The following is a 20,009-nucleotide window of genomic DNA, read 5'->3' as shown; positions in this document are numbered from 1 at the left end:
GGGGAGGGTTAGCCGAGCAGGGAACGGCCGATGATCTCCTTCATGATCTCGGTCGTCCCGCCGTAGATGGTCTGGATGCGTCCGTCGGTGAAGGCGCGGGCGACCGGGTACTCCGTCATGTAGCCGTAGCCGCCGTGCAGTTGCAGGCAGCGGTCGGCGACCCGCTTCTGCAGTTCGGTGGCCCACCACTTGGCCATCGAGGCGTGCACCGCGTCGAGTGCGCCGTCGGAGTGGTCGACGATGCAGCGGTCGAGGAAGGTGCGGGTGACGGCGCACTCGGTGGCCATCTCGGCGATCTCGAAGCGAACGTGCTGGAGCCCCGCGAGCGGCCTGCCGAACGCCTCGCGCTCCTTCACGTACCGCGTCGTGATCTCCAGCAGGTGCTCGGCGCCCGCGATGGCGGCGACGGCGATGCCCATGCGCTCCTGGGCGAGGTTCGTCATCAGGTGGACGAAGGCGCCGTCGCGCTCGCCGAGGAGGTTCTCCTTCGGCACCCGGACGTCGTGGAAGAACAACTCGGCGGTGTCCTGGGACTTCTGGCCGATCTTGTCGAGGTTCCGGCCGCGCTCGAAGCCCTCGGCGCCGCGCTCCACGACGAGCAGCGACAGGCCGTGCGCCCCGCCCTCGGGCGTCGTCCGCGCGACGACGACCACCAGGTCGGCGAGGATGCCGTTGGAGATGAAGGTCTTCGAGCCGTTGAGCAGGAAGTGGTCGCCGCGGTCCTCGGCGTGGGTGGTGATGCCCTGGAGGTCGGACCCGGCGCCCGGCTCGGTCATGGCGATCGCCGTGACGAGGGAGCCGTCGCAGAAGCCGGGCAGCCAGCGCCGCTTCTGCTCCTCGGTGGCGAGGCCGGTCAGGTAGGGGCCGATGATGTCGTTGTGCAGACCGAGGGCGAGACCGGCGGCTCCGGCGCGGGTGAACTCCTCGGCGAGGACGGCGCTGTAGCGGAAGTCGGTGTTCCCGCCGCCGCCGTACTCCTCGGGCACGGCGAGTCCGAGCAGGCCCTGCCGGCCGGCCGCCAGCCACGCCTCGCGCGAGACGATCCCGTCCTTCTCCCACTGCGCGTAGTGGGGCAGCACCTCCTTGGCGAGGAAGGTGCGGACGGTCTCGCGGAACGCGTCGTGCTCGGCGGTGAAGATCTGCCGCTTCATGCGGGAGGGGCCTTCCTGGGGTGCGTGCGGGGACGGCGGTCGAAGGGGGTGCCGGGACGGGTCGGGTGTCCGGGGGGAGACCGGTGGCACCGGGCGCCGCCGGCCCCGTGCCGCCGCGGCGCGGCGGCCCGCTCGCGGACGGGGCGCGCGCCGGTGTCGGGGCCTGCCGGCCGCGGGCCGCGGGCGCGAACCGGCGGGGGCGAGGGGGGCATCAGGGCGCGCCCTCGGCCGGCCGGGGCAGGTCCCAGTCGCGGGCCACGTCCTGTGCCCCGGCCCCCGGCAGGGCGGGTCCGCCGCGCACGGAGGTGGGGGTGGCCGAGAAGCGCGGCGCGGGGGCCGGCTGGGTGATGCCGCCGTGGTCCACGAAGGTGCCGCGGGCGGCGAGGTGCGGGTGGGCGGGCGCCTCCCGCAGGGACAGGACCGGCGCGACGCACGCGTCGGTGCCGTCGAACACGGCCGTCCACGCGTCGCGGGTACGGGCCTTGAAGCGTGCGGCGACCCGCTCGCGCAGCTCCGGCCAGCGGGCGAGGTCCCGGTGGGCGGGGCGGAGTTCGGGGACGCCGAGGAGGTCGACGAAGGTGTCGTAGAAGCGGCTCTCCAGGGGGCCCACCGCCATGTACCCGCCGTCGGCGGTCTCGTAGGTGCCGTAGTACGGGCAGCCGCCGTCAAGGAGGTTGGCGCCGCGCCGGTCCTGCCATCCGCCGGCGGCCATCATGCCGTGGATCATCGCGGACAGGTGGGCGGTGCCGTCGACGATGGCCGCGTCCACCACCTGGCCGGTGCCGGTCCCCCGCGCGTGGTGGAGGGCGGCGAGGACGCCGACGACGAGGTAGAGCGAGCCGCCCGCGTAGTCGCCGAGGAGGTTGGCGGGCGCGGCGGGCGGCTCGCCGGGCCGGCCGGTCATGCCGAGGGCGCCGGTGAGGGCGATGTAGGCGATGTCGTGCCCGGCGCGGTCGGCGAGCGGACCGTCCTGGCCCCAGCCGGTCATCCGGCCGTAGACGAGCGCGGGGTTGCGGGCGTGGCAGGCGCCGGGGCCGACGCCGAGGCGCTCGGCGACGCCGGGGCGGTAGCCCTCGATCAGGATGTCGGCCCGTTCGGCCAGGTCGAGGACGCGCGAGGGGCCGTCCTGCGCCTTGAGGTCGACGATCACGGACCGCTTGTTGCGGTTGGTGACGTCGTGGGCGGGGTCGATCGCGAGCCCGGGGCCGCCGGGGCGGTCCACCCGGACGACGTCGGCGCCCAGGTCGGCCAGGAGCATGGCGGCGAACGGGCCGGGGCCGATGCCCGCGAGCTCCACGACACGCACCCCGGCGAGCGGGCCGTGTCCCGGCGTTCCTGCTCCTGCCATCGAGCCCCCAGCACTGTGACACCACTGATGTGACATCAGTGATGTTAAGAACGTGTTCCACTCCGGGCAAGCCCCTGGCGAGCAAGCGCTTAGCCGAATGTCCGGCGGCCGGCGGACGTCCGTCGCCGCCGCCGGGCGTCCGCCGGCACCGGCGGGCGCCGCCGTCCGGGCCGGCCGGCCGCCGGCCGGGTCGCGTTCCGGCCCGGGTGCGCCCGCGCGGACGCACCTTGTGCCACCCTTTCGGCGTGTTTCCCGGCACGGTCACGGCTGCCTCCGGCCCGTTCGTGCGACCTCGTCGTCCGGCACCTGCCCCCTCACGCTAGCCTCGGCCACCGGCAACGGCGCTTCGCGCACGCCGTGGGGCAACCGCACGGCCGGGCGCAGCCCACACTGGGGAAGGTGTCATGAGCAGGCTGAACGGGACGGACCGCGCGTACGACGTCGTGCTCTTCGGAGCGACCGGCTTCGTCGGGGAGCTGACCGCGGAATACCTCGCCGCCCACGCGCCCGACGGGCTGCGATGGGCGATCGCCGGACGCGACGCGCAGAGACTGGAGCGGCTGCGCGAACGGCTCGGCGGCGCGCCCGGCGTGCTCCTGGCCGACGTGACGGACCCGGACTCGGTCCGCGAACTCGCCCGGAGCGCACGGGTGGTGGCCACCACCGTGGGCCCCTACGTGACCTACGGGGAGGGACTGGTCGCCGCCTGCGCGGACGCCGGAACCGACTATCTGGACCTCACCGGCGAGCCGGAGTTCGTGGACCTGATGTACGTGCGGCACGACGCCCGCGCACGGGAGACGGGCGCCCGGCTCGTGCACGCCTGCGGCTTCGACTCGGTCCCGCACGACCTGGGCGCCTACTTCACCGTGGGAGAGCTTCCGGAGGGGGTGCCGCTGCGGGTCGACGGCTACGTCCGCTCGCGGGCCATGTTCTCCGGCGGCACCTTCGGCTCCGCGCTCAACCAGTTCGCCCGGGGCCCGCAGATGCTCGCGGCGGCCCGGGACCGGCGGCACCACGAGCCGCGGCTGATGGGGCGCCGGGCCGCGGCGCCGCTGGGCGCGCCGCGGTTCGCCGGCGAGGTCGGCGCCTGGGCGCTGCCGCTGCCCACCATCGACGCCCAGGTGGTACAGCGCTCGGCCCGGGCCCTGGAGCGCTACGGGCCGGACTTCCGGTACCGCCACTACGCGGCGGTGCGGCGGCTGCCCGTGGCCCTCGGCGGGGTCGCCGGGGTGACCGCCCTCTTCGCCGCGGCCCAACTGCCGCCCGCGCGCCGCTGGCTGTCGGACCGCATCCGGCCCGGCGAGGGGCCGAGCGCCGAGCGGCGCGCGAAGAGCTGGTTCTCCGTGCGCTTCGTGGGCGAGGGCGGCGGCCGGCGGGTGTTCACCGAGGTCGCGGGCGGCGACCCCGGCTACGACGAGACGGCCAAGATGCTCGCCGAGGGGGCTCTGGCGCTGGCGCTGGACGATCTGCCGGAGACCTCCGGCCAGGTCACGCCCGCGGCGGCGATGGGCGACGCGCTGATCGGGCGGCTGCGCGCGGCGGGCATCACCTTCCGGGTCGCGGCGGTCCGCCCGGCACCGTCGTCGGGGTCCCGGTAGGAAGAACGGCGCCCGGGACGTCCGGGTGACGGCGAGACGTCGTCACCCGGACGCTCGGGAGGGCACGCTCGGCGCCCGCCGGTCGGTCCGGCCGGCGCGCGCCCGGTGTCCCGGGCTGCCGGGCCCGGCGGGTCAGGCCGTCGTCTCCTTCAGGGCCCGGCGGCACAGCGCGTCCGCCCGCCGGGTGGACTCCGGCAGGCGGTAGGCCGGGGTGAGCGCCAGCGTGTGGGCGCAGGCGTGGTCGAGGTCCACCCGGTGGCCGACGGAGACGAACACCGGCTTCACGCCGTCCCGGGTGCGCAGGGCGCGGCCCACCTCCTCCTCGCCGGCGAGGAGCGGCGCGGCACTGCCCCGGCTCCGGCCCGGTTCCTCGTACGCGAAGCCGAACGGGTTCTTCGCGACGCCGATGGTCGGGAGCCCGGTGAGGACGCCCAGGTGGCAGGCCAGGCCGAAGCGGCGCGGGTGGGCGCGGCCGTAGCCGTCGCAGACCACCAGGCCGGGCGGGCAGGGCAGCGCCTCCAGGGCGGCGAGGACGGCCGGGACCTCGCGGAACGCGAGGAGTCCGGGCACGTAGGGGAAGGAGACCGGTCCGGTCGCCACGGCCTCGGCCACGACGTCGAGGTGGTGGCGTCGAGCACCACGGCCGCCGCGGCGACGACGTTCCGCTCGTCGTCGTAGGCGACGTCGACGCCCGTGACCCGGCCGGTGCCGGGCGGCGGGCCGGGCTCGTCGAGCACGACCCGGCCCCGCAGCGCCTCCTGTTCGGCACGGGCCCGGTCCTCGGTGACGGGCGGGGCCGCCGCGATCCGCACGCTCCTCATGATGGGTGGGAGCCTAGAACACCCGCGCGACCGCCGGGCTCCCCGGCCCGCACGGCAGATCGGCAGCCGCCCCGGGGACGCTCCCGGGGCGGCCGGTAGGCTCGCGCTCATGTTCGTTCTGGAACTGACCTACACCGCCCCGCTCGCCGACGTCGACGCCGTCCTCCCGGCCCATGTCGCCTGGCTGGACGAGCAGTACGCGGCCGGCACCTTCCTCGCCTCGGGCCGCAAGACCCCCCGCGACGGCGGAGTGATCCTGGCCGTCGCCGGGAGCCGGGCGGGGATCGAGGAGATCACCGCGCGCGACCCGTTCGTCGAGGCGGGCGTGTGCGCGTACCGGGTGACGGAGTTCGCGGCGACGAAGACGGCGCCCGGCCTGGAGCGCTACCGCGAGCCGCTCGGCTGAACCGCCCGCCCGCGCACGGAGCTCGCCGTCCGCCGGGCCCGTCCGCGGTCGGGGGGCCGGCCCCCGCGTGACCGAACGGACCGTGCGCCTCCTCCTCCCACGACCCGCACGGCCCTCATCGCCCTCATCGCGGGTGGAGGGGGTCCATCGCCTCGATCCGCTTCCCCGGCCCCCGCCGGGAACCCCGGGGGCCCGTCCGGGTGTCCTCCGGGGTGTCCCGCGGACACGGAGGGACGGATACGGGCGCGGTCGGGGAGAGTGGATCTCCCCGGCGCGGGACCCCGGTGACCGAGGTCACTCGGTTCACGGGTGCACGCGCCGTGCCGTTTCTCCGTCTCTTTCGATGACCGACGTCATCCACCCCGGAGTCCGTCCCGTCGTCACAAGGGAGCACAGGCGTTGTCCACCGTCATCGAGCATCCCGTCGAGGCACGCCTCGTCGCCGCCGCGCCGCGGATGCCGAGCATTCCCGCGACCCTCCGCTACGACCGGGCCGACCCGTTCGCCGTCCGCATGACCTTCCCCGCGCCGGCCACCCTCGAAGGCGTGGAGGTCTGCTGGACCTTCGCCCGCGACCTGCTGGTGGACGGCCTCGACGACGCGGTCGGGTCCGGCGACGTGCGGGTGCGGCCCTACGGCTACGACCGCACCGTGCTGGAGTTCCGCGCCCCCGAGGGCACCGCCGTGGTGCATGTGCGGTCCGGGGAGGTACGGGACTTCCTGGGCCGGACGACCGAGCTGGTCCCGGTCGGTCTGGAGCACCTCCAGGTGGACCTGGACGGCGATCTCGCGGAACTCCTGCGCCGCACCCGCTGATCCGCCGGACGACCGCGGCCGCCGGCTCCCGGGCGGCACGCGGTCGCGGCACGGCAGCGCCGCGCCGCGCCGCTCAGCTCAGCTCAGCTCAGCTTCCGGTGGTGGCCGCCGTCGTGGCGGCGGTGGTGGTCGCGGCGACGACGGCCGTCCGGACCTCCTGGATGACCTTCTTCAGTGCGGGGGCCGCCGCGCCGCCGCGCTCGGCGAGTCCGTCGATGCGGTCGCGGTGCAGCCTGCGCTCCCGGGCGGAGGCGAGGGTGCGCAGCTCGGCCGCCGTGGCCAGGGCGACGAGCGCCGCCTCGCGGTCGCCGACCTCGGCGACCGGCACGGGACCCTCCAGCACCGCCCGCGCCTCGGCGCGCAGCGCGTCCACGACCGGCAGCCGGTCCAGCGTGTAGTCCACGGAGGGGAAGAGGCCGAGGACCCGCCGCTTCTCCGCCCGCAGATACCCCTCGGCGGCGAGCTGGGCGCACAGGGCGTCCAGGGTGACGCGGGCGCGCAGGGTGACCCACGCCTTCCAGGTGCGGGGGCGGGACTCCGTGACGAGTTCGAGCAGCCCGTCGAGGACCAGGTCCCCGGTCCGGGAGTCGGGGTCCACCGGGGTGACGATGCCGTCGTCGTCGACGAGCAGCCCGCGCTGGGCGAGTTCGGTGAGCGCACCGGCGCGTACCAGGTGGTGCAGGTGGGTCGCCCCGGTGACCTTGGGTTTCGAGGTGTCCCAGGCCAGGAGGTAGAGCCGGGCGGGCAGCGAGAGCGGGCCGTGCGGCACGGGATCTCCTTGGGTGTCGTGGGGGCCGCCTAATTCCTTTGACAGCCCCCGGGGCCGTTCCTACGGTGGGCAGCGCTTCTGCCGCCGTCGAATGGAGAAGGACGTTGCTCGTCTGAGGTCTGGGACACCGCGTCACGTGCAGCCGGTCTCGTCCGGCGGGCGCGTGCGCAGCGTGCGACCTCGGCGTTCGAGCCGTCCTTCGGCACAGGGCCTTCCTCCCGCCCTCCTGCGAACCTGATCGCCGTCGCCTCGCGGTGCCCCGAACGCGTACCCCCGACCGTTTCCGGCAACCGCGAGGCTCTCATGTCAACCTTCCCCACCTCCGTCTCCTGTACCTCCCTGTCGTTCGCGTGGCCCGACGGCACCGGCGTCTTCGACGGCCTCGGCATCGCCTTCGGGCCCGGCAGGACCGGGCTGGTCGGCGTCAACGGGTCCGGCAAGTCGACCCTGTTGAAGCTGATCGCCGGCGAGCTGACCCCCGCGCGCGGCACCGTCCGGGTCGCGGGCGAGATCGGCCGTCTGCCGCAGAACGTCACCCTCGACACGTCCCTGCGGGTCGACGAGGCGCTCGGGATCGCCGCCCGGCGGGCGGCGCTGCACGCGATCGAGAGCGGCGACGCCGCCGAGGAGCACTTCGACGCCGTCGGCGACGACTGGGACGTCGAGGAGCGGGCCCGGGCGACCCTCGGTGAACTCGGTCTCGGACACATCGGCCTGGACCGCACCATCGGCGAGTTGTCCGGAGGCGAGTCGGTGCTGCTGCGGCTCGCGGCCCTGCTGCTGCGCCGCCCCGACGTGCTCCTGCTCGACGAGCCCACCAACAACCTCGACGTGTACGCCCGGCGGCGGCTGTACGCGGCGGTGGAGGCGTGGTCCGGCGTGCTGATCGTGGTCAGCCACGACCGTGAACTGCTCGACCGGGTCGACCGGATCGCCGATCTGCACGCGGGCGAGGTCACCTGGTACGGCGGCAACTTCTCGGCGTACCAGGAGGCCCTGGCGTGCGAGCAGGAGGCCGCCGAGCGCATGGTGCGGGCCGCGGAGTCCGACGTGAAGCGGCAGAAGCGCGAACTGATCGACGCCCGGGTCAAGTTGGCCCGGCGGCAGCGGTACGGGCAGCGGATGAACGACCAGAAGCGCGAACCGAAGATCGTCATGGGGGCGCGCAAGCGCTCGGCGCAGGAGTCCGCGGGCCGGCACCGCATCCTGCACGAGGAGCGGCTCGGCGAGGCGAAGGAGCGTCTGGACGCGGCGGTCGAGGCCGTACGGGACGACGACGAGATCCGCGTCGACCTGCCCCGCACGGCGGTACCGGCCGGGCGCACCGTCCTCACCCTCGACCGGCTGGAACCGCTCCACGGCCCGCGGCTGAACGGCATCCTCGACCTGCGCGGACCCGAGCGGATCGCGCTGGTCGGGCGCAACGGGGCGGGCAAGACGACCCTGCTGCGCACGATCGCGGGGGAGCTGGCACCGGTGTCCGGTCACGCCGACGCCCCCGTGCCCCTGCGGTTCCTGCCGCAACGCCTGGACATCCTCGACGACGGCCTGACCGTCGCCGAGAACGTCGCCCGGTACGCGCCGGCGGCCACCGACAACCAGGTCCGGGCGCGGCTCGCCCGCTTCCTGTTCAAGGGGGCCGCCGCGGACCGGTGCGCGGCGACGCTCTCCGGCGGCGAGCGCTTCCGGGCGGCCCTGGCGGCCCTGCTGCTCGCCGAGCCGGCCCCGCAGCTGCTGCTGCTCGACGAACCGACCAACAACCTGGACCTGGCGAGCGTCCGCCACCTCACCACCGCCCTGGAGTCCTACGAGGGGGCCCTGATCGTCGCCTGCCACGACCTGCCGTTCCTGGAGTCGGTCGGCATCACGCGGCGGCTGCTGCTGGAAGGAGGAGAAGTGAAAGAAATCGCCCCGGAAACTGTCGGGTATCCCTTCTAGTGCGCGGGGCGCGGGCGGCCTAGCGTCACAGAAGGCGCCACCCGACGCCCGAGGCGGGGGTCTCGGCGCGCCCCGGCCGGGCCGGACGCCGCAGGCCGACGCCCCCGCAGAATCGGAGATCCGCCCGTGCCCAGCCGCATCGCCCTCGTACGCCGTCCCGGCCCGCGCGTCGCCGAGGGGCTGGTCACCCACATCGAGCGTGCGCCGGTCGACGCCGAGCGGGCGGCCGAGCAGTGGGAGGCGTACGTCGCGACCCTGCGCGCGCACGCCTGGGACACCGTGGAGGTCGCCCCGGCCGACGACTGCCCCGACGCGGTGTTCGTCGAGGACGCGGTCGTGGTCTTCCGCAACGTCGCCCTGATCACCCGTTCCGGCGCCTCCTCCCGCCGCGCCGAGAGCGCCGGGGTGGAGGCCGCCGTGACGGCGCTCGGCTGCTCGGTCAACCGCGTCCGGGAACCCGGCACGCTCGACGGGGGCGACGTCCTGAAGGTCGGCGACACGCTCTACGTGGGCCGCGGCGGGCGCACCGACGCGTCCGGCGTCCGGCAGCTGCGCGCCGTCTTCGAACCGCTGGGCGCCCGCGTCGTGGCGGTCCCGATCGACACGGTGCTGCACCTGAAGTCGGCGGTGACCGCGCTGCCCGACGGAACGGTGATCGGCCACGAACCCCTGGTCGGCTCCCCGGCCCTCTTCCCGCGCTTCCTGCCGGTTCCCGAGGAGTCCGGGGCGCACGTGGTCCTGCTGGGCGGCGGACGGCTGCTGATGGCGCGGAGCGCGCCGAGGACCGCGGATCTCCTCGCGGACCTCGGCTACGAACCGGTCCTGGTGGACATCGGCGAGTTCGAGAAGCTGGAGGGCTGTGTGACATGCCTCTCGGTCCGCCTGCGGGACCTGTACGCCTGAACGGGTGGCCGCCTCCCCCGTCCGGCCCCCGCGACCTGCGCCTGCGGGCCGCCTCCGGAGTGCGCCCGGGGCGCTCCGCAGAGTGAGCGGTCGGGTCGAAATCCCTGCTGATCAGGGGTCTTTACGGAGCCCTTAACCTACGGCAACGTAACCTACGGATACGTAGCCTACGATGCCGTAGGTTGGCTTCTCCGCTCGCTGTAGTCCCCGTCCCCCTTCTGGAGCACCCGTGACGATCACCTCCCCCCACCTCGGCAGTCCGTCAGCCGCCTGGACCGATGCGCGCCTGCTGTACGCGCTGGAGGAAGTGGTCGAGACGGAGCTCAACCGCCACCTGAAGGTGGCCAAGGACTGGATGCCGCACGAGTACGTGCCCTTCGGCGACGCCCGCAACTTCCCCGGCTTCTTCGAGGACGGCGAGGCGTGGGACAAGGAGCAGTCCAAGGTCACCGAGATCGGCCGCATCGCGCTGGTCGTCAACCTGCTGACCGAGGACAACCTCCCGAGCTACCACCACGAGATCGCGTCCCTCTTCGGCCGGGACGGCGCCTGGGGCACCTGGGTGCACCGCTGGACCGCGGAGGAGGGCCGGCACGGCATCGTGATGCGCGACTACCTGCTCGCCTCGCGCGCCGTGGACCCGGACAAGCTCGAAGCGTTCCGGATGCAGCACATGAGCGAGGGCTTCGAGTCCGACAACCGCCACTCGATGCTGCACTCGGTGGCGTACGTCGCGTTCCAGGAGCTCGCGACCCGGATCTCGCACCGCAACACCGGCCACCAGTCGGGCGACCCGGTCTGCGACCGGATGCTGGCACGCATCGCCACCGACGAGAACCTGCACATGGTCTTCTACCGCAACCTGCTGAAGGCGGCGTTCGAGCTCGCCCCGGACCTGACCATGCAGGCCGTGCGCGACGTCGTCGTCAACTTCCGGATGCCCGGCCACGGCATGCCGGGCTTCGAGCGCATGGCCGCGCAGATGGCCATCGGCGAGGTCTACAACATGCGCATCCACCACGACGACGTGCTCCAGCCGGTGCTGCGCCACCTGAAGGTGCTCGACATCGACGGCCTCGGCCCCGAGGGCCTGCGGGCCCAGGAGGAGCTCGGCCTCTTCATGGGCGGCCTCGACGCCGAGGCGTCGAAGTTCGACGAGCGGCTCGCCGCCCGCAAGGCCCGTATGACGGCCCGCGCGGGCGCCTAGGCGGTGACCGGCAAGGTTCGCCGGACGGCTCGCGGCGTCCGGTGCGGTGCGGCGCACGGCGGAGCGTCTCCCGCGTACGGGATGTACTCGGGTGATGCGACGACGCGGCGAGGTGCCGTGGCGGTCGTCGCGAGCCGGTGAACCCTTCCGGCCAGGGCACCAGCCCCCGCCCCCGGTTCCCGGGCGTCCCGCCCGGAAGCGGGACCCTCACCGGCCCGCCGGCGATGCAGTCGGACCCCCGTCCCCCACCCCCCTCACCGGGGCGGTGCGGCGGGGGTTCCCGCCGTTCGGGCCCGGGCCGCCGGCAGCATCACGGTTCGCACGCCCGCCGGGACCCGGCGACGGCGGCACCGGGCCCGCCCGGCGACCCGACGGCCGCCGCGCCGCTCGGCCCGTGCGGCCGGAAGCGTCCGGGACGCGGGGGGCGGCCCGGCGCCGCTCATTCGCGGGCCCGCCGCAGACCGAGGCGCTCCTTCTCGGAGAGCCCTCCCCAGACGCCGAAGCGTTCGTCGTTGCTCAGCGCGTAGTCGAGGCACGCGGACCGCATGTCGCACATCCCGCAGATGCGCTTCGCCTCGCGCACCGAACTGCCGGGCTCGGGAAAGAAGAAGTCCGCCCCCGTCTGCGCGCACAGCGCCTGCTGCTGCCAGGCGATGTCGGACGGAGTGATCGTTTCCAAGGGCATGCCCAGGATCGTGCCGCGCCGCGAAAAACGTTCGATCAACGCGCGATCAACGCGGCGTCTCCAAGCGTCCGCCGCGGCCTCGATGATGGCCCCGCGCGGGCGTCCGGCGCACGGCGGCGCGCGCGGGGAGGCGCCGAAACCGCGCGGCCGTGTCGCGCCCGCGGGAAGCGGACCGCCCCCGCGCGTCCCGGCGGCGGTTGCCGGCGGGCGGTGGAAGACTCGGCGGCACAGGCAACGGGACCCCTCGAAGGAGGGCCATCATGCTCACCACCCGTTTCGTCCAGGGCTCGCCGAACTGGCTGGACGTCGGCACGTCCGACCTCGACGGCGCCGTGTCCTTCTACCAGGGCCTGTTCGGCTGGCACTTCCGGTCGGCCGGGCCCGACGCCGGCGGTTACGGCTTCTTCCAGATCGACGGCAAGACCGTCGCCGGCGCCCTGCAGACCACGCCGGGCCAGGGCGGCCCCCCGTCCTGGAACGTGTACTTCCAGAGCGCGGACGCGCAGTCCACCGCCGAGGCGGCCGAGCGGAACCGGGGCGCCGTGCTGGTACCGCCCGTGGACGTGATGGGCGAGGGCCGCATGGCGATGCTCGCGGACCGGGCGGGCGTGCCCTTCGGCGTCTGGCAGCCGGGCCGGACCCGGGGCCTCGGCCTCGCCTCGGACCCCGGCTCGCTGTGCTGGGTCGAGCTGTACACCCCGGACATCGCGGCGGCCGCCGCCTTCTACGACGCCGTTTTCGGCTGGGAGACCTCCGCGGTCTCCTTCCCCGGCGGCACGTACACGTGCGTCAACCCCGCGGGTACGGAGGCGGAGGCGATGTTCGGCGGGCTGGTCCCGCTCGCCGACGATCCCGTCGAGGCCGCCTCCGGTGCGCGCTGGCTGCCGTACATCGAGGTGGCCGACACGGACGCGGTGGTGGCGAAGGCCGAGGAACTCGGCGGGACGGTCCGGATGCCCGCGACGGACATCGAGGGCGTCGGCCGCGCGGCCAGGCTCACCGATCCGTACGGGGCCCGCTTCGCGGTGATCAGGAGCGCGCAGGGTCAGGGCTGACCGCGTTCGGCGTCGCCCCGGCGGAGGGCCGGACGGGGCCGGGGGCGCGCGTCCCGCGGGCTGGGGACGGTCGGGACCGGACGCGAAAGACGCCGGGGAGTGACACCGGAGAGCGGCTCGGGGGCTTCCGGGCCGGTCGGCCGGATCGGACCCGGGCAACGCCCGAGCGGTCGGCGCCAGCCCGGCCCGCACAGGGCGACACGCCTAGGCCGAGCCGCGTACCACCACGGTGGTCGGCAGGACGACGCCGGAGCGTTCGGTGCCGGTCGGGGCCGTCACCGTGCCTCCCTCCAGGCCGCGGATCAGCAGCCGGGCCATCAACCGGCCCATCTCCTCTATGTCCTGACGGATCGTCGTGAGCGGCGGGTCGGTCTGCTCGGCGATCGGCAGCATGTCGTCGAAGCCGATCACGGCGACGTCCTCGGGGACCCGGCGTCCCGCCTCGCGCAGGACGCGCAGCACGCCGAGGGCGGACAGGTCGTTCGCCGCGAAAACGGCGTCCACGTCCGGCCGTCGCTCCAGCAGTTCGCGCATCGCCCGTTCACCGCCCGCGGGGGTGAAGTCCCCCTGCGCCACGAGGTCCGGGTCGACCTCGCCCACGACGTCCCGGAAGCCGTCGAGGCGGTCGACGGCCGAGGTCTGGTCGAGAGCGCCGGTGATGTGCGCGACGCGGGTGCGTCCGAGACCGAGCAGATGGCGCACGGCCTTGCGGGCGCCGCCCCGGTTGTCGCTGTCGACGAACACCGACTCGCGGACGTCCTCGCCCCAGCCGGGGCGCCCGCCGAACACGGTGGGCACGCCGGCGCCCCGGATCAGCCCGGGCAGCGGGTCGTCGAGGTGCAGCGAGAAGACGAGCGCCCCGTCGACGTGTCCCCCGGCGAGGTAGCGGGCCACGCGCGCGTGGTCGTCGCGCCCCTCGGTGAGCAGCAGCACGAGCTGCGAGTCGTGGGCCGTCAGCTCCTTGCTGATGCCCCGCAGTTGGTGGGCGAAGAAGGGGTCGGCGAAGACCCGGGTCTCCGGCTCGGCGATCACCACGGCGACCGCGTCGTGGCGCCGGGTGACCAGGCTGCGCGCGGCCTGGTTCGGCACGTAGCCGAGTTCCTCGACGGCTCGGCGGACCCGCTCCGCGAGCGGCTCGCGCACCCCGTCCCCGCCGTTCACGACCCGGGACACGGTGGCCCGGGAGACCCCGGCCCGCGCGGCCACGGCCTCCAGCGTGGGGCGTGACACGGTCTCGGTCATGCGGGGCACCTCCTCGGCGGATGCGGTCAGGATAGCCGCGCCGTCGCGGGGGGCGTGCCGTTACGATCATCGTCGGCGCCGACGCGAGCGGGCACGCTGCGGCGCGGCGGGCGGGGGCCGGCCGCGCGGAGGCCGGTGCCCGGCGGGCGGGTGCGCGGACGTGCGGCGCCGGAGGCGGGTCGCTCGCCGTCAGGCGTCCTCGTGCCGGGCCCGGCTCGGCTGGACCCGCTTGGGCTCGCCCGGCATCTTCGGGTACTCGGGCGGGTACGGGAGGTCGCCGAGGCCGTGGTCGTGCTCGTCGCGGCTGGCCAGCTCCAGCAGGGCCTCCAGCGAGAAGGCGTGGTCGTCCATGTCGGCGTGCACGTCGCCGAGTTCGGCGAAGCGGGCCGGCATCGTCGCGAGGTCGAAGTCCCGCGGCCGGGCGTCGTCCACCTCCTCCCAGCGCAGCGGCGCCGAGACGGGCGCGTGCGGCCGGGGGCGGACGGAGTAGGCGGAGGCGATGGTGCGGTCCCGCGCGGTCTGGTTGTAGTCCACGAAGATCTTCTCGCCGCGCTCCTCCTTCCACCAGGCGGTGGTGACGCGGTCGGGCATCCGGCGTTCGAGTTCGCGTCCGACGGCGATGGCGGCGCGGCGCACCTGGGTGAAGGTCCAGCTCGGGCGGATCGGCACGAAGACGTGCAGGCCGCGCCCCCCGGAGGTCTTGGGCCAGCCGCGCAGGCCGCCGTACTCGTGCAGCACCTCGCGCAGTTCGTGGGCGGCGCGCACGGCGTCGGTGTAGTCGGTGCCGGGCTGCGGGTCGAGGTCGATGCGCAGTTCGTCCGGCCGGTCCACGTCGCCGCGGCGCACCGGCCACGGGTGGAAGGTGAGCGTGCCGAACTGCGCCGCCCACAGCACCGCGGCGGGCTCGGTGGGGCACATCTCGTCGGCGCTGCGGCCGCTGGGGAAGGTGATGTGCGCGGTGGGAATCCAGTCGGGCATGTTCTTGGGCGCGCGCTTCTGGAAGAAGGACTCGCCGGCCACGCCGTCGGGGTAGCGCTCCAGGGTGGTGGGGCGGTCGCGCAGGGCGCGCAGGATGCCGTCGCCGACCGCCAGGTAGTAGCGGGCCAGATCCAGCTTGGTGAAGCCGCGCTCCGGGAAGAACACCTTGCCGGGGCTGGACAGGCGTACGGTCCTGCCGGCTGCCTCGAGTTCCACCGCGTCGCCCATGCGAGCCACGGTAGGCGCAGTGCCCGGGCCCCGCACACCGGGCGGATGCCCCCGGTCGCGAGGAGAATCGGAGCATGGACCTGCCGGTGATGCCGCCCGTGAAGCCGATGCTCGCCAAGTCCGTGGCGAAGATCCCGCCGGGCATGCACTACGAGGCCAAGTGGGACGGGTTCCGGGCCCTGGTGTTCCGGGACGGCGCCGAACTGGAGCTGGGCAGCCGCACCGGAAAGCCGCTGACCAGGTACTTCCCCGAGCTGGTCGCGGCCCTCGTGGAACGCGTGCCGGAACGCTGCGTGCTGGACGGCGAGATCGTGATCGCCCGGGACGGCCGGCTGGACTTCGACGCGCTCACCGAGCGCATCCATCCGGCCGACTCGCGGGTGCGCACCCTCGCCGAGCGCACCCCGGCCTCCTTCGTCGCCTTCGACCTGCTGGCGCTCGGCGACGCCTCGCTTCTCGACGTACCGCTGAGCGAGCGGCGCGCACGGCTGGAGGTGGCCCTGTCGGGGGTGAGCGCGCCGGTGCACCTGGCGCCGGCGACGACGGACCGCGCGGTGGCCGAGCGCTGGTTCGAGGCCTACGAGGGCGCGGGGCTCGACGGCGTGGTCGCCAAACCGCTCACGCTGCCCTACCTGCGGGACGAGCGGGCGATGTTCAAGATCAAGCACGAGCGGACGGCCGACGTCGTGGTGGCCGGCTACCGCTTCCACAAGAGCGGGCCGGTCGTCGGGTCGCTGCTGCTCGGGCTGTACGACGACCGGGGCACGCTCCAGCACGTGGGGGTGAGTGCCGCGTTCACCATGAAGCGGCGCGCCGAACTGGTGGAGGAGCTGGAGCCGCTGCGTCTGGAGGACGCCTCGGAGCATCCGTGGGCGGCCTGGGCACAGGAGTCCGCGCACGCCTCGGCCCGGCTGCCGGGAGCACCGAGCCGGTGGTCGGCGAAGAAGGACCTGTCCTGGGTGCCCGTCAGGCCCGAACGGGTGGCGGAGGTGGCGTACGACCACATGGAGAACGGGACGCGCTTCCGGCACACCGCCCGGTTCCGCCGGTGGCGCCCGGACCGGACGGCGCCCGGTTGCACGTACGGGCAACTGGAGGAGCCGGTGAGCTACGACCTGGCGGAGATCCTCGGGCCGCGGGGGTGACGCCCCGCGGGGGTGGAACGGCGGCTTCCGCGGCCCGGGTTCACCCTTCCCCGACCTCTCGCTGAGCCGATCGGCCCAGTCGACGCGCGGGACCGGAAAGGATCGGGTAGGGCGACCGATGAACCGATGAACGCACAATCGATGGCACGGGACAGGTGGCACGGTGGGCATGCGGGAGAGAGTGCGCACGCGGCGCGGCGCGTGGACGGCGGCGCTGCTGGCCGCCGTGGTGGCGGGCTCCGTGACGACGGGCTGCACGGCGGGTGGCGGCACCGGCGGCCGGCCGGCCGACGACGGCCGGGCCCGGGTGCCGGGCACGTCGCGCAGCGACACCGCGAGCGCGGAGCCGGGCGAGGGCTCGGTACTCGCCGTGAAGATCGACAACGTGGCCGCGGCCCGCCCGCAGACCGGCCTCGACGCGGCCGACGTGGTGTACGCGGAGCAGGTCGAGGGCGGTCTGAGCCGGCTGATGGCGGTGTTCGCGACCTCCTTCCCGAAGGCCGTCGGTCCCGTCCGCAGCGCCCGCGAGTCGGATCTGGAGCTGCTGGGGCAGTTCGACGAACCGACGCTGGCGTTCTCCGGCGCCCAGCACAGGCTGCTGCCGCTGATCGACAAGGCCCCGCTGCACGCGCAGTCCCCGGGGAAGGTGCCGGACGCCTGGTACCGGGGCGGCGACAAGGCCGCGCCGCACAACCTCTACCTGCGTCCGGCGCGGCTCGTCGGGGACGCGCCGGGCCGGGCGGCGTTGAGCACCGGATTCCGGTTCGGCGCGGCGCCCGCCGGCGGCACCGCGGAGACCTCCCGCACCGTGCGCTTCCCCTCCGCCCGCTTCACCTTCACCTGGTCCGCCGAACGATCGCGCTGGACGGTGGACATGGACGGCACGCCCGCCGTCACCGCGGAGGGACGGCCGCTGGCGCCGGCGACGGTCGTCGTCCAGCACGTCACCGTGCGCGCCTCGAAGTACCACGACGTCCTCGGCAACAACTCGCCGTACACGGAGTCGGTGGGCCGGGGCACGGCGACGGTCCTGCGCGACGGCCGCGCCTTCGACGCCGACTGGTCGCGGTCCGGGGCCGCGGGCGGCACGCGGTTCACCACACCGGACGGCGCGCCGATGAACTTCGCCCGCGGGCAGGTGTGGGTCGTCCTCACCGGCTCCTGAGCACCGCCGGCGGGCCGCTCGGGCGGCGGGCGGGGTGGGGCGCGCGGCCCCGCCGCCCGCACCTCCGCCCCGCCGGGCGGGCGGGGCGGCTGCCCGCCGCAGGGGCGGGGAGCCGGCGGGCTACAGGCCGGCCAGTGCCCGTTCCGCCTTCGCCACCAGCCCGTCGGCTCCACAGGTGCGGGCGAGGGTCAGGCCCCTGTTCAGCTCCGGCATGGAACGGGAGGCGATGCCGTACTCGATGCGGGCCGCCGCGTGCTCGTACTGGCACGGCGAGGACTCCAGGTAGGTGACCGCCTGCGCGGCCAGCCGGACGGCACGCTGGCCGGTCTCCAGCCCCGCCGCGCAGCGGAGCGCCTCGCCGATCGCCGTGTCGGTGCCGAACCGCTCGGCCTGGCGGCGCGCCTCGGTGGCGAGGGCCGCGGCCCTCGCCGGGTCCTCCGCGGCGAGCGCGGCGGCGAGGTCGACCGCCCAGGGTGCCAGCACGGTGTTGTGATGGCCGCGCCCGGTGGCCGCCTTCTCCGCCGCCTCCAGCTCGTTGACGCCCTCCTTGGTGCGGCCGAGGGCGATCAGCAGCCGGCCGCGGACGGAGCGGGTGTCGGGGAGCACGATCGTGGAGGGGTAGGGAGGGGCGAAGCCGTGGCGCTCGGCGATCTCCGCGGCCTGCTGGACGTGGCCCCGGGCCAGCAGGGTGTCGATGAGCCCGCAGGTCGCGGACCAGTACAGCGGCAGACCGCGCCCGACGCGCTCGGCCAGGCGCAGCGACTCGCGCTGGTACTGCTCGGCGTCGGCGAGGCGGCCCCGGCGGCGGTGGGCGAGACCGAGGTAGGCGTTGGCCAGGGACAGGTGGCCGCCGCTCCAGCCCGCCTTCACGTAGGCGCGCAGGGCCTCGCTGAACAGGCTCTCGGCGCGGTCGAGCCGGTCGGCGTAGGCGTACGCGCTGCCCAGCATGAGCAGCAGTTCGACGCCCCACTCGGTGTCGGTCCAGCCGAGTCCGGGAGCGAGGCGGCCGTTGACCAGGGCCCGGTCGCACAGTTCCACGACCTCCTCGGCGTTCTCCCCGCGCGTCATCGCGTCGAACCCGCGCAGTATCAGCACGGCGCGCTCGGAGTTGTCGCGACCGGTGCAGGTGGCGGCGAGTTCGGCGAGGCCGCGGGAGTGCCCGGAGCGCTCCTCGCCGGCGTGGATGCCCTCCCACATGTAGTGCACGGCCTGGAGGCGCATCCGGGCGGGGCCGGCCGCGAGCCGGTCCACCTCGGCGTCGACCGTGCGGACGGCCTCGTCGAGCTGGTTGTTGTGCAGCAGGGCCTGGGAGAGCCGGAAGACCGCGTCGACCCGGACGGCGTCCTCCAGACCGGGCCGCTCCAGCGCCGCGCGCAGGTGCGCGATGGTGGTGGAGGGGGCGGTCAGCAGCGTGGCGCAGCCCAGTTCGTAGAGCACGAGGGCGTGCACCTCGGGCAGCGGCGGTTCCCGCAGGGCCCGTTCCAGACAGCGGCGCGCGGCGTCCGGGGCGCCGACGGCGAGGTGCTCGCGGGCCGCCTCGCGCATCTGCTCGACGAGTTCGGGGTCGTCGTCCGGATGTACTTCGAGCAGGTGCCGGGAGGCCGCCGCGGCGCCGCGTCCCGACTCGGTGACCGCCCAGGCCGCCTGGCCGTGCATCGCGGTGCGCAGGGCGTCCGGGATCGAGCGGTAGACGGCGGTGGCGATCAGCGGGTGCACGAACTCCAGCTCACCGTCGGGGCGGTGGCCGTTGATCGCCTGAGTGGGCGTCAGAATACGTGCGGCGTGCAGAAGTTCGGCACAGCGCCGGGCGTCCTCGTCGGGCATTCCGGCGAGTTGGGCGGTGAGGTCGAGGGAGATGCCGGTGCCGAGGATCGCGGCGGCCCAGGCGAAGCGGGTGGCGTCGATACCGAGGCCCTCCAGCCGGGCCACCAGGCCGCGGCCGCGCGCCGAGCGGTTCAGGTCGCGCAGTTCGGCGGCCGACCCCTCCCCCGGTTCGAGGTCGCTGTCCTGGACCTTGGCGAGCAGTTCGACCGTCTCGTACGGGTTGCCGCCGGTGACGGCCCAGACCTCGCGGCAGAAGGGCGCGTCGGCGTGCTCGCCGAGTGTCGCGCGGGTCAGGCCCTCGGTGGCGCCCGGCGTGAGCGCGCTCAGCGTGGGGATCGGGACGGCGGCGGCGGTGACGGCGTCGAGCAGGCGCGCGCTCTCGCCGGTGAGTCCGCCGGGGCGGCGGGCGACCACGAGGAGGACGGACAGGTCGTCCAGCCGCTCGACGAACGCGGCGAGCCAGCGCAGGGTCTCCTGGTCGGCCCAGTGCGCGTCGTCGACGAGCAGCACGAGCGGCCAGTCGCGCTTGGCGAGCCGCCGCACGGCGGCCACCAGGCCGTCGCAGACGCCCTGCGGGTCGGGCTGCCGGTCGCCCGGTTCGGCTATGCCGAGGGCGGGGCCCGCGATGTCGTACCAGTCGCCGAGGTACTCGCGCGCCTCCTCGGGCAGCAGCGAGACAAGAGCCGGCTGCAGCAACTGGCGTACGACGTTGAAGGGGACGGACGTG

At 74.7% G+C, this 20,009-nt stretch carries 16 protein-coding genes and 1 pseudogene; 9 read left to right on the top strand and 8 right to left on the bottom strand.

Annotated elements, in window-relative coordinates; genetic code table 11:
- Positions 1 to 8: 8 nt before the first annotated feature.
- Both ACGFS9_RS28915 and ACGFS9_RS28910 read right to left on the bottom strand, forming a co-directional pair.
- Entirely contained in the window at positions 9 to 1,151 is a 1,143-nt protein-coding gene (locus tag ACGFS9_RS28915; protein WP_393257169.1) for an acyl-CoA dehydrogenase family protein, read from the bottom strand.
- Positions 1,152 to 1,362: 211 nt separating this feature from the next.
- Entirely contained in the window at positions 1,363 to 2,499 is a 1,137-nt protein-coding gene (locus tag ACGFS9_RS28910; protein WP_393257168.1) for a CaiB/BaiF CoA transferase family protein, read from the bottom strand.
- A 404-nt stretch (positions 2,500 to 2,903) separates the two neighbouring features.
- Between ACGFS9_RS28910 and ACGFS9_RS28905 the strand changes: the two genes are divergently transcribed.
- The gene (locus ACGFS9_RS28905; RefSeq protein ID WP_393257167.1) at positions 2,904 to 4,100 is read left to right on the top strand and encodes a saccharopine dehydrogenase family protein; all 1,197 of its coding nucleotides are present in this window, start codon (positions 2,904 to 2,906) and stop codon (positions 4,098 to 4,100) included.
- A 132-nt stretch (positions 4,101 to 4,232) separates the two neighbouring features.
- On the opposite strand, the pseudogene ACGFS9_RS28900 reads toward ACGFS9_RS28905, so the two are convergent.
- Positions 4,233 to 4,921: pseudogene (locus ACGFS9_RS28900) on the bottom strand (endonuclease V).
- Between the two features lie 109 nt (positions 4,922 to 5,030).
- Here ACGFS9_RS28900 and ACGFS9_RS28895 point away from each other — a divergent pair.
- Both ACGFS9_RS28895 and ACGFS9_RS28890 read left to right on the top strand, forming a co-directional pair.
- Positions 5,031 to 5,327: a YciI family protein gene (locus tag ACGFS9_RS28895; RefSeq protein ID WP_393257166.1), complete on the top strand. Its 297-nt coding sequence runs from the start codon at positions 5,031 to 5,033 to the stop codon at positions 5,325 to 5,327.
- A gap of 399 nt (positions 5,328 to 5,726) precedes the next feature.
- Entirely contained in the window at positions 5,727 to 6,143 is a 417-nt protein-coding gene (locus ACGFS9_RS28890) for an SsgA family sporulation/cell division regulator (RefSeq protein ID WP_393257165.1), read from the top strand.
- 88 nt (positions 6,144 to 6,231) lie between these two features.
- Here the strand turns inward: ACGFS9_RS28890 and ACGFS9_RS28885 are convergent, their stop codons facing one another.
- Positions 6,232 to 6,912 (bottom strand): GPP34 family phosphoprotein, encoded by a 681-nt coding sequence (locus ACGFS9_RS28885; RefSeq protein WP_393257164.1) that lies wholly within the window; start codon positions 6,910 to 6,912, stop codon positions 6,232 to 6,234.
- A 303-nt stretch (positions 6,913 to 7,215) separates the two neighbouring features.
- Here ACGFS9_RS28885 and ACGFS9_RS28880 point away from each other — a divergent pair, with 303 nt between their 5' ends.
- From ACGFS9_RS28880 to ACGFS9_RS28870, 3 genes are all read left to right on the top strand, one after another.
- Positions 7,216 to 8,850 carry an ABC-F family ATP-binding cassette domain-containing protein gene (locus tag ACGFS9_RS28880; protein ID WP_393257163.1) on the top strand — a complete coding sequence of 545 codons (1,635 nt, stop codon included), beginning with the start codon at positions 7,216 to 7,218 and terminating at the stop codon, positions 8,848 to 8,850.
- 126 nt (positions 8,851 to 8,976) lie between these two features.
- Positions 8,977 to 9,753, top strand: coding sequence for a dimethylargininase (gene ddaH, locus ACGFS9_RS28875; RefSeq protein WP_393257162.1), 777 nt, complete (start codon positions 8,977 to 8,979; stop codon positions 9,751 to 9,753).
- 229 nt (positions 9,754 to 9,982) lie between these two features.
- Positions 9,983 to 10,960, top strand: a complete 978-nt coding sequence (locus ACGFS9_RS28870; protein WP_393257161.1) for an acyl-ACP desaturase — start codon at positions 9,983 to 9,985, stop codon at positions 10,958 to 10,960.
- Between the two features lie 439 nt (positions 10,961 to 11,399).
- Here the strand turns inward: ACGFS9_RS28870 and ACGFS9_RS28865 are convergent, their stop codons facing one another.
- Positions 11,400 to 11,645: a WhiB family transcriptional regulator gene (locus tag ACGFS9_RS28865; RefSeq protein WP_393257160.1), complete on the bottom strand. Its 246-nt coding sequence runs from the start codon at positions 11,643 to 11,645 to the stop codon at positions 11,400 to 11,402.
- Between the two features lie 260 nt (positions 11,646 to 11,905).
- Here ACGFS9_RS28865 and ACGFS9_RS28860 point away from each other — a divergent pair, with 260 nt between their 5' ends.
- A complete protein-coding gene (locus ACGFS9_RS28860) occupies positions 11,906 to 12,700 on the top strand; it encodes a VOC family protein (RefSeq protein WP_393257159.1) in 795 nt (264 codons plus the stop codon).
- 204 nt (positions 12,701 to 12,904) lie between these two features.
- Here ACGFS9_RS28860 and ACGFS9_RS28855 read toward each other — a convergent pair whose 3' ends face one another.
- Together ACGFS9_RS28855 and ligD are read right to left on the bottom strand one after the other, a co-directional pair.
- Positions 12,905 to 13,942: a LacI family DNA-binding transcriptional regulator gene (locus ACGFS9_RS28855; protein ID WP_393257158.1), complete on the bottom strand. Its 1,038-nt coding sequence runs from the start codon at positions 13,940 to 13,942 to the stop codon at positions 12,905 to 12,907.
- Between the two features lie 189 nt (positions 13,943 to 14,131).
- Complete coding sequence (ligD, locus tag ACGFS9_RS28850; protein ID WP_393257157.1) at positions 14,132 to 15,148, bottom strand: non-homologous end-joining DNA ligase; 1,017 nt, start codon at positions 15,146 to 15,148, stop codon at positions 14,132 to 14,134.
- A gap of 74 nt (positions 15,149 to 15,222) precedes the next feature.
- Here ligD and ACGFS9_RS28845 point away from each other — a divergent pair, with 74 nt between their 5' ends.
- Both ACGFS9_RS28845 and ACGFS9_RS28840 read left to right on the top strand, forming a co-directional pair.
- Positions 15,223 to 16,293, top strand: a complete 1,071-nt coding sequence (locus ACGFS9_RS28845) for an ATP-dependent DNA ligase (RefSeq protein WP_393257156.1) — start codon at positions 15,223 to 15,225, stop codon at positions 16,291 to 16,293.
- Positions 16,294 to 16,462: 169 nt separating this feature from the next.
- Positions 16,463 to 17,458: a DUF3048 domain-containing protein gene (locus tag ACGFS9_RS28840; protein ID WP_393257155.1), complete on the top strand. Its 996-nt coding sequence runs from the start codon at positions 16,463 to 16,465 to the stop codon at positions 17,456 to 17,458.
- A 120-nt stretch (positions 17,459 to 17,578) separates the two neighbouring features.
- Here the strand turns inward: ACGFS9_RS28840 and ACGFS9_RS28835 are convergent.
- A partial coding sequence (locus ACGFS9_RS28835) for an AAA family ATPase (RefSeq protein WP_393257154.1) occupies positions 17,579 to 20,009 on the bottom strand: 2,431 nt, incomplete at its 5' end.

The sequence above is a fragment of the Streptomyces sp. NPDC048566 genome (genome assembly GCF_043199735.1).
In the GTDB taxonomy this organism is placed as follows: domain Bacteria; phylum Actinomycetota; class Actinomycetes; order Streptomycetales; family Streptomycetaceae; genus Streptomyces.
The sequence above is the reverse complement of the archived record's forward strand: the minus strand, read 5'-3'. Positions and strand labels throughout refer to the sequence as shown.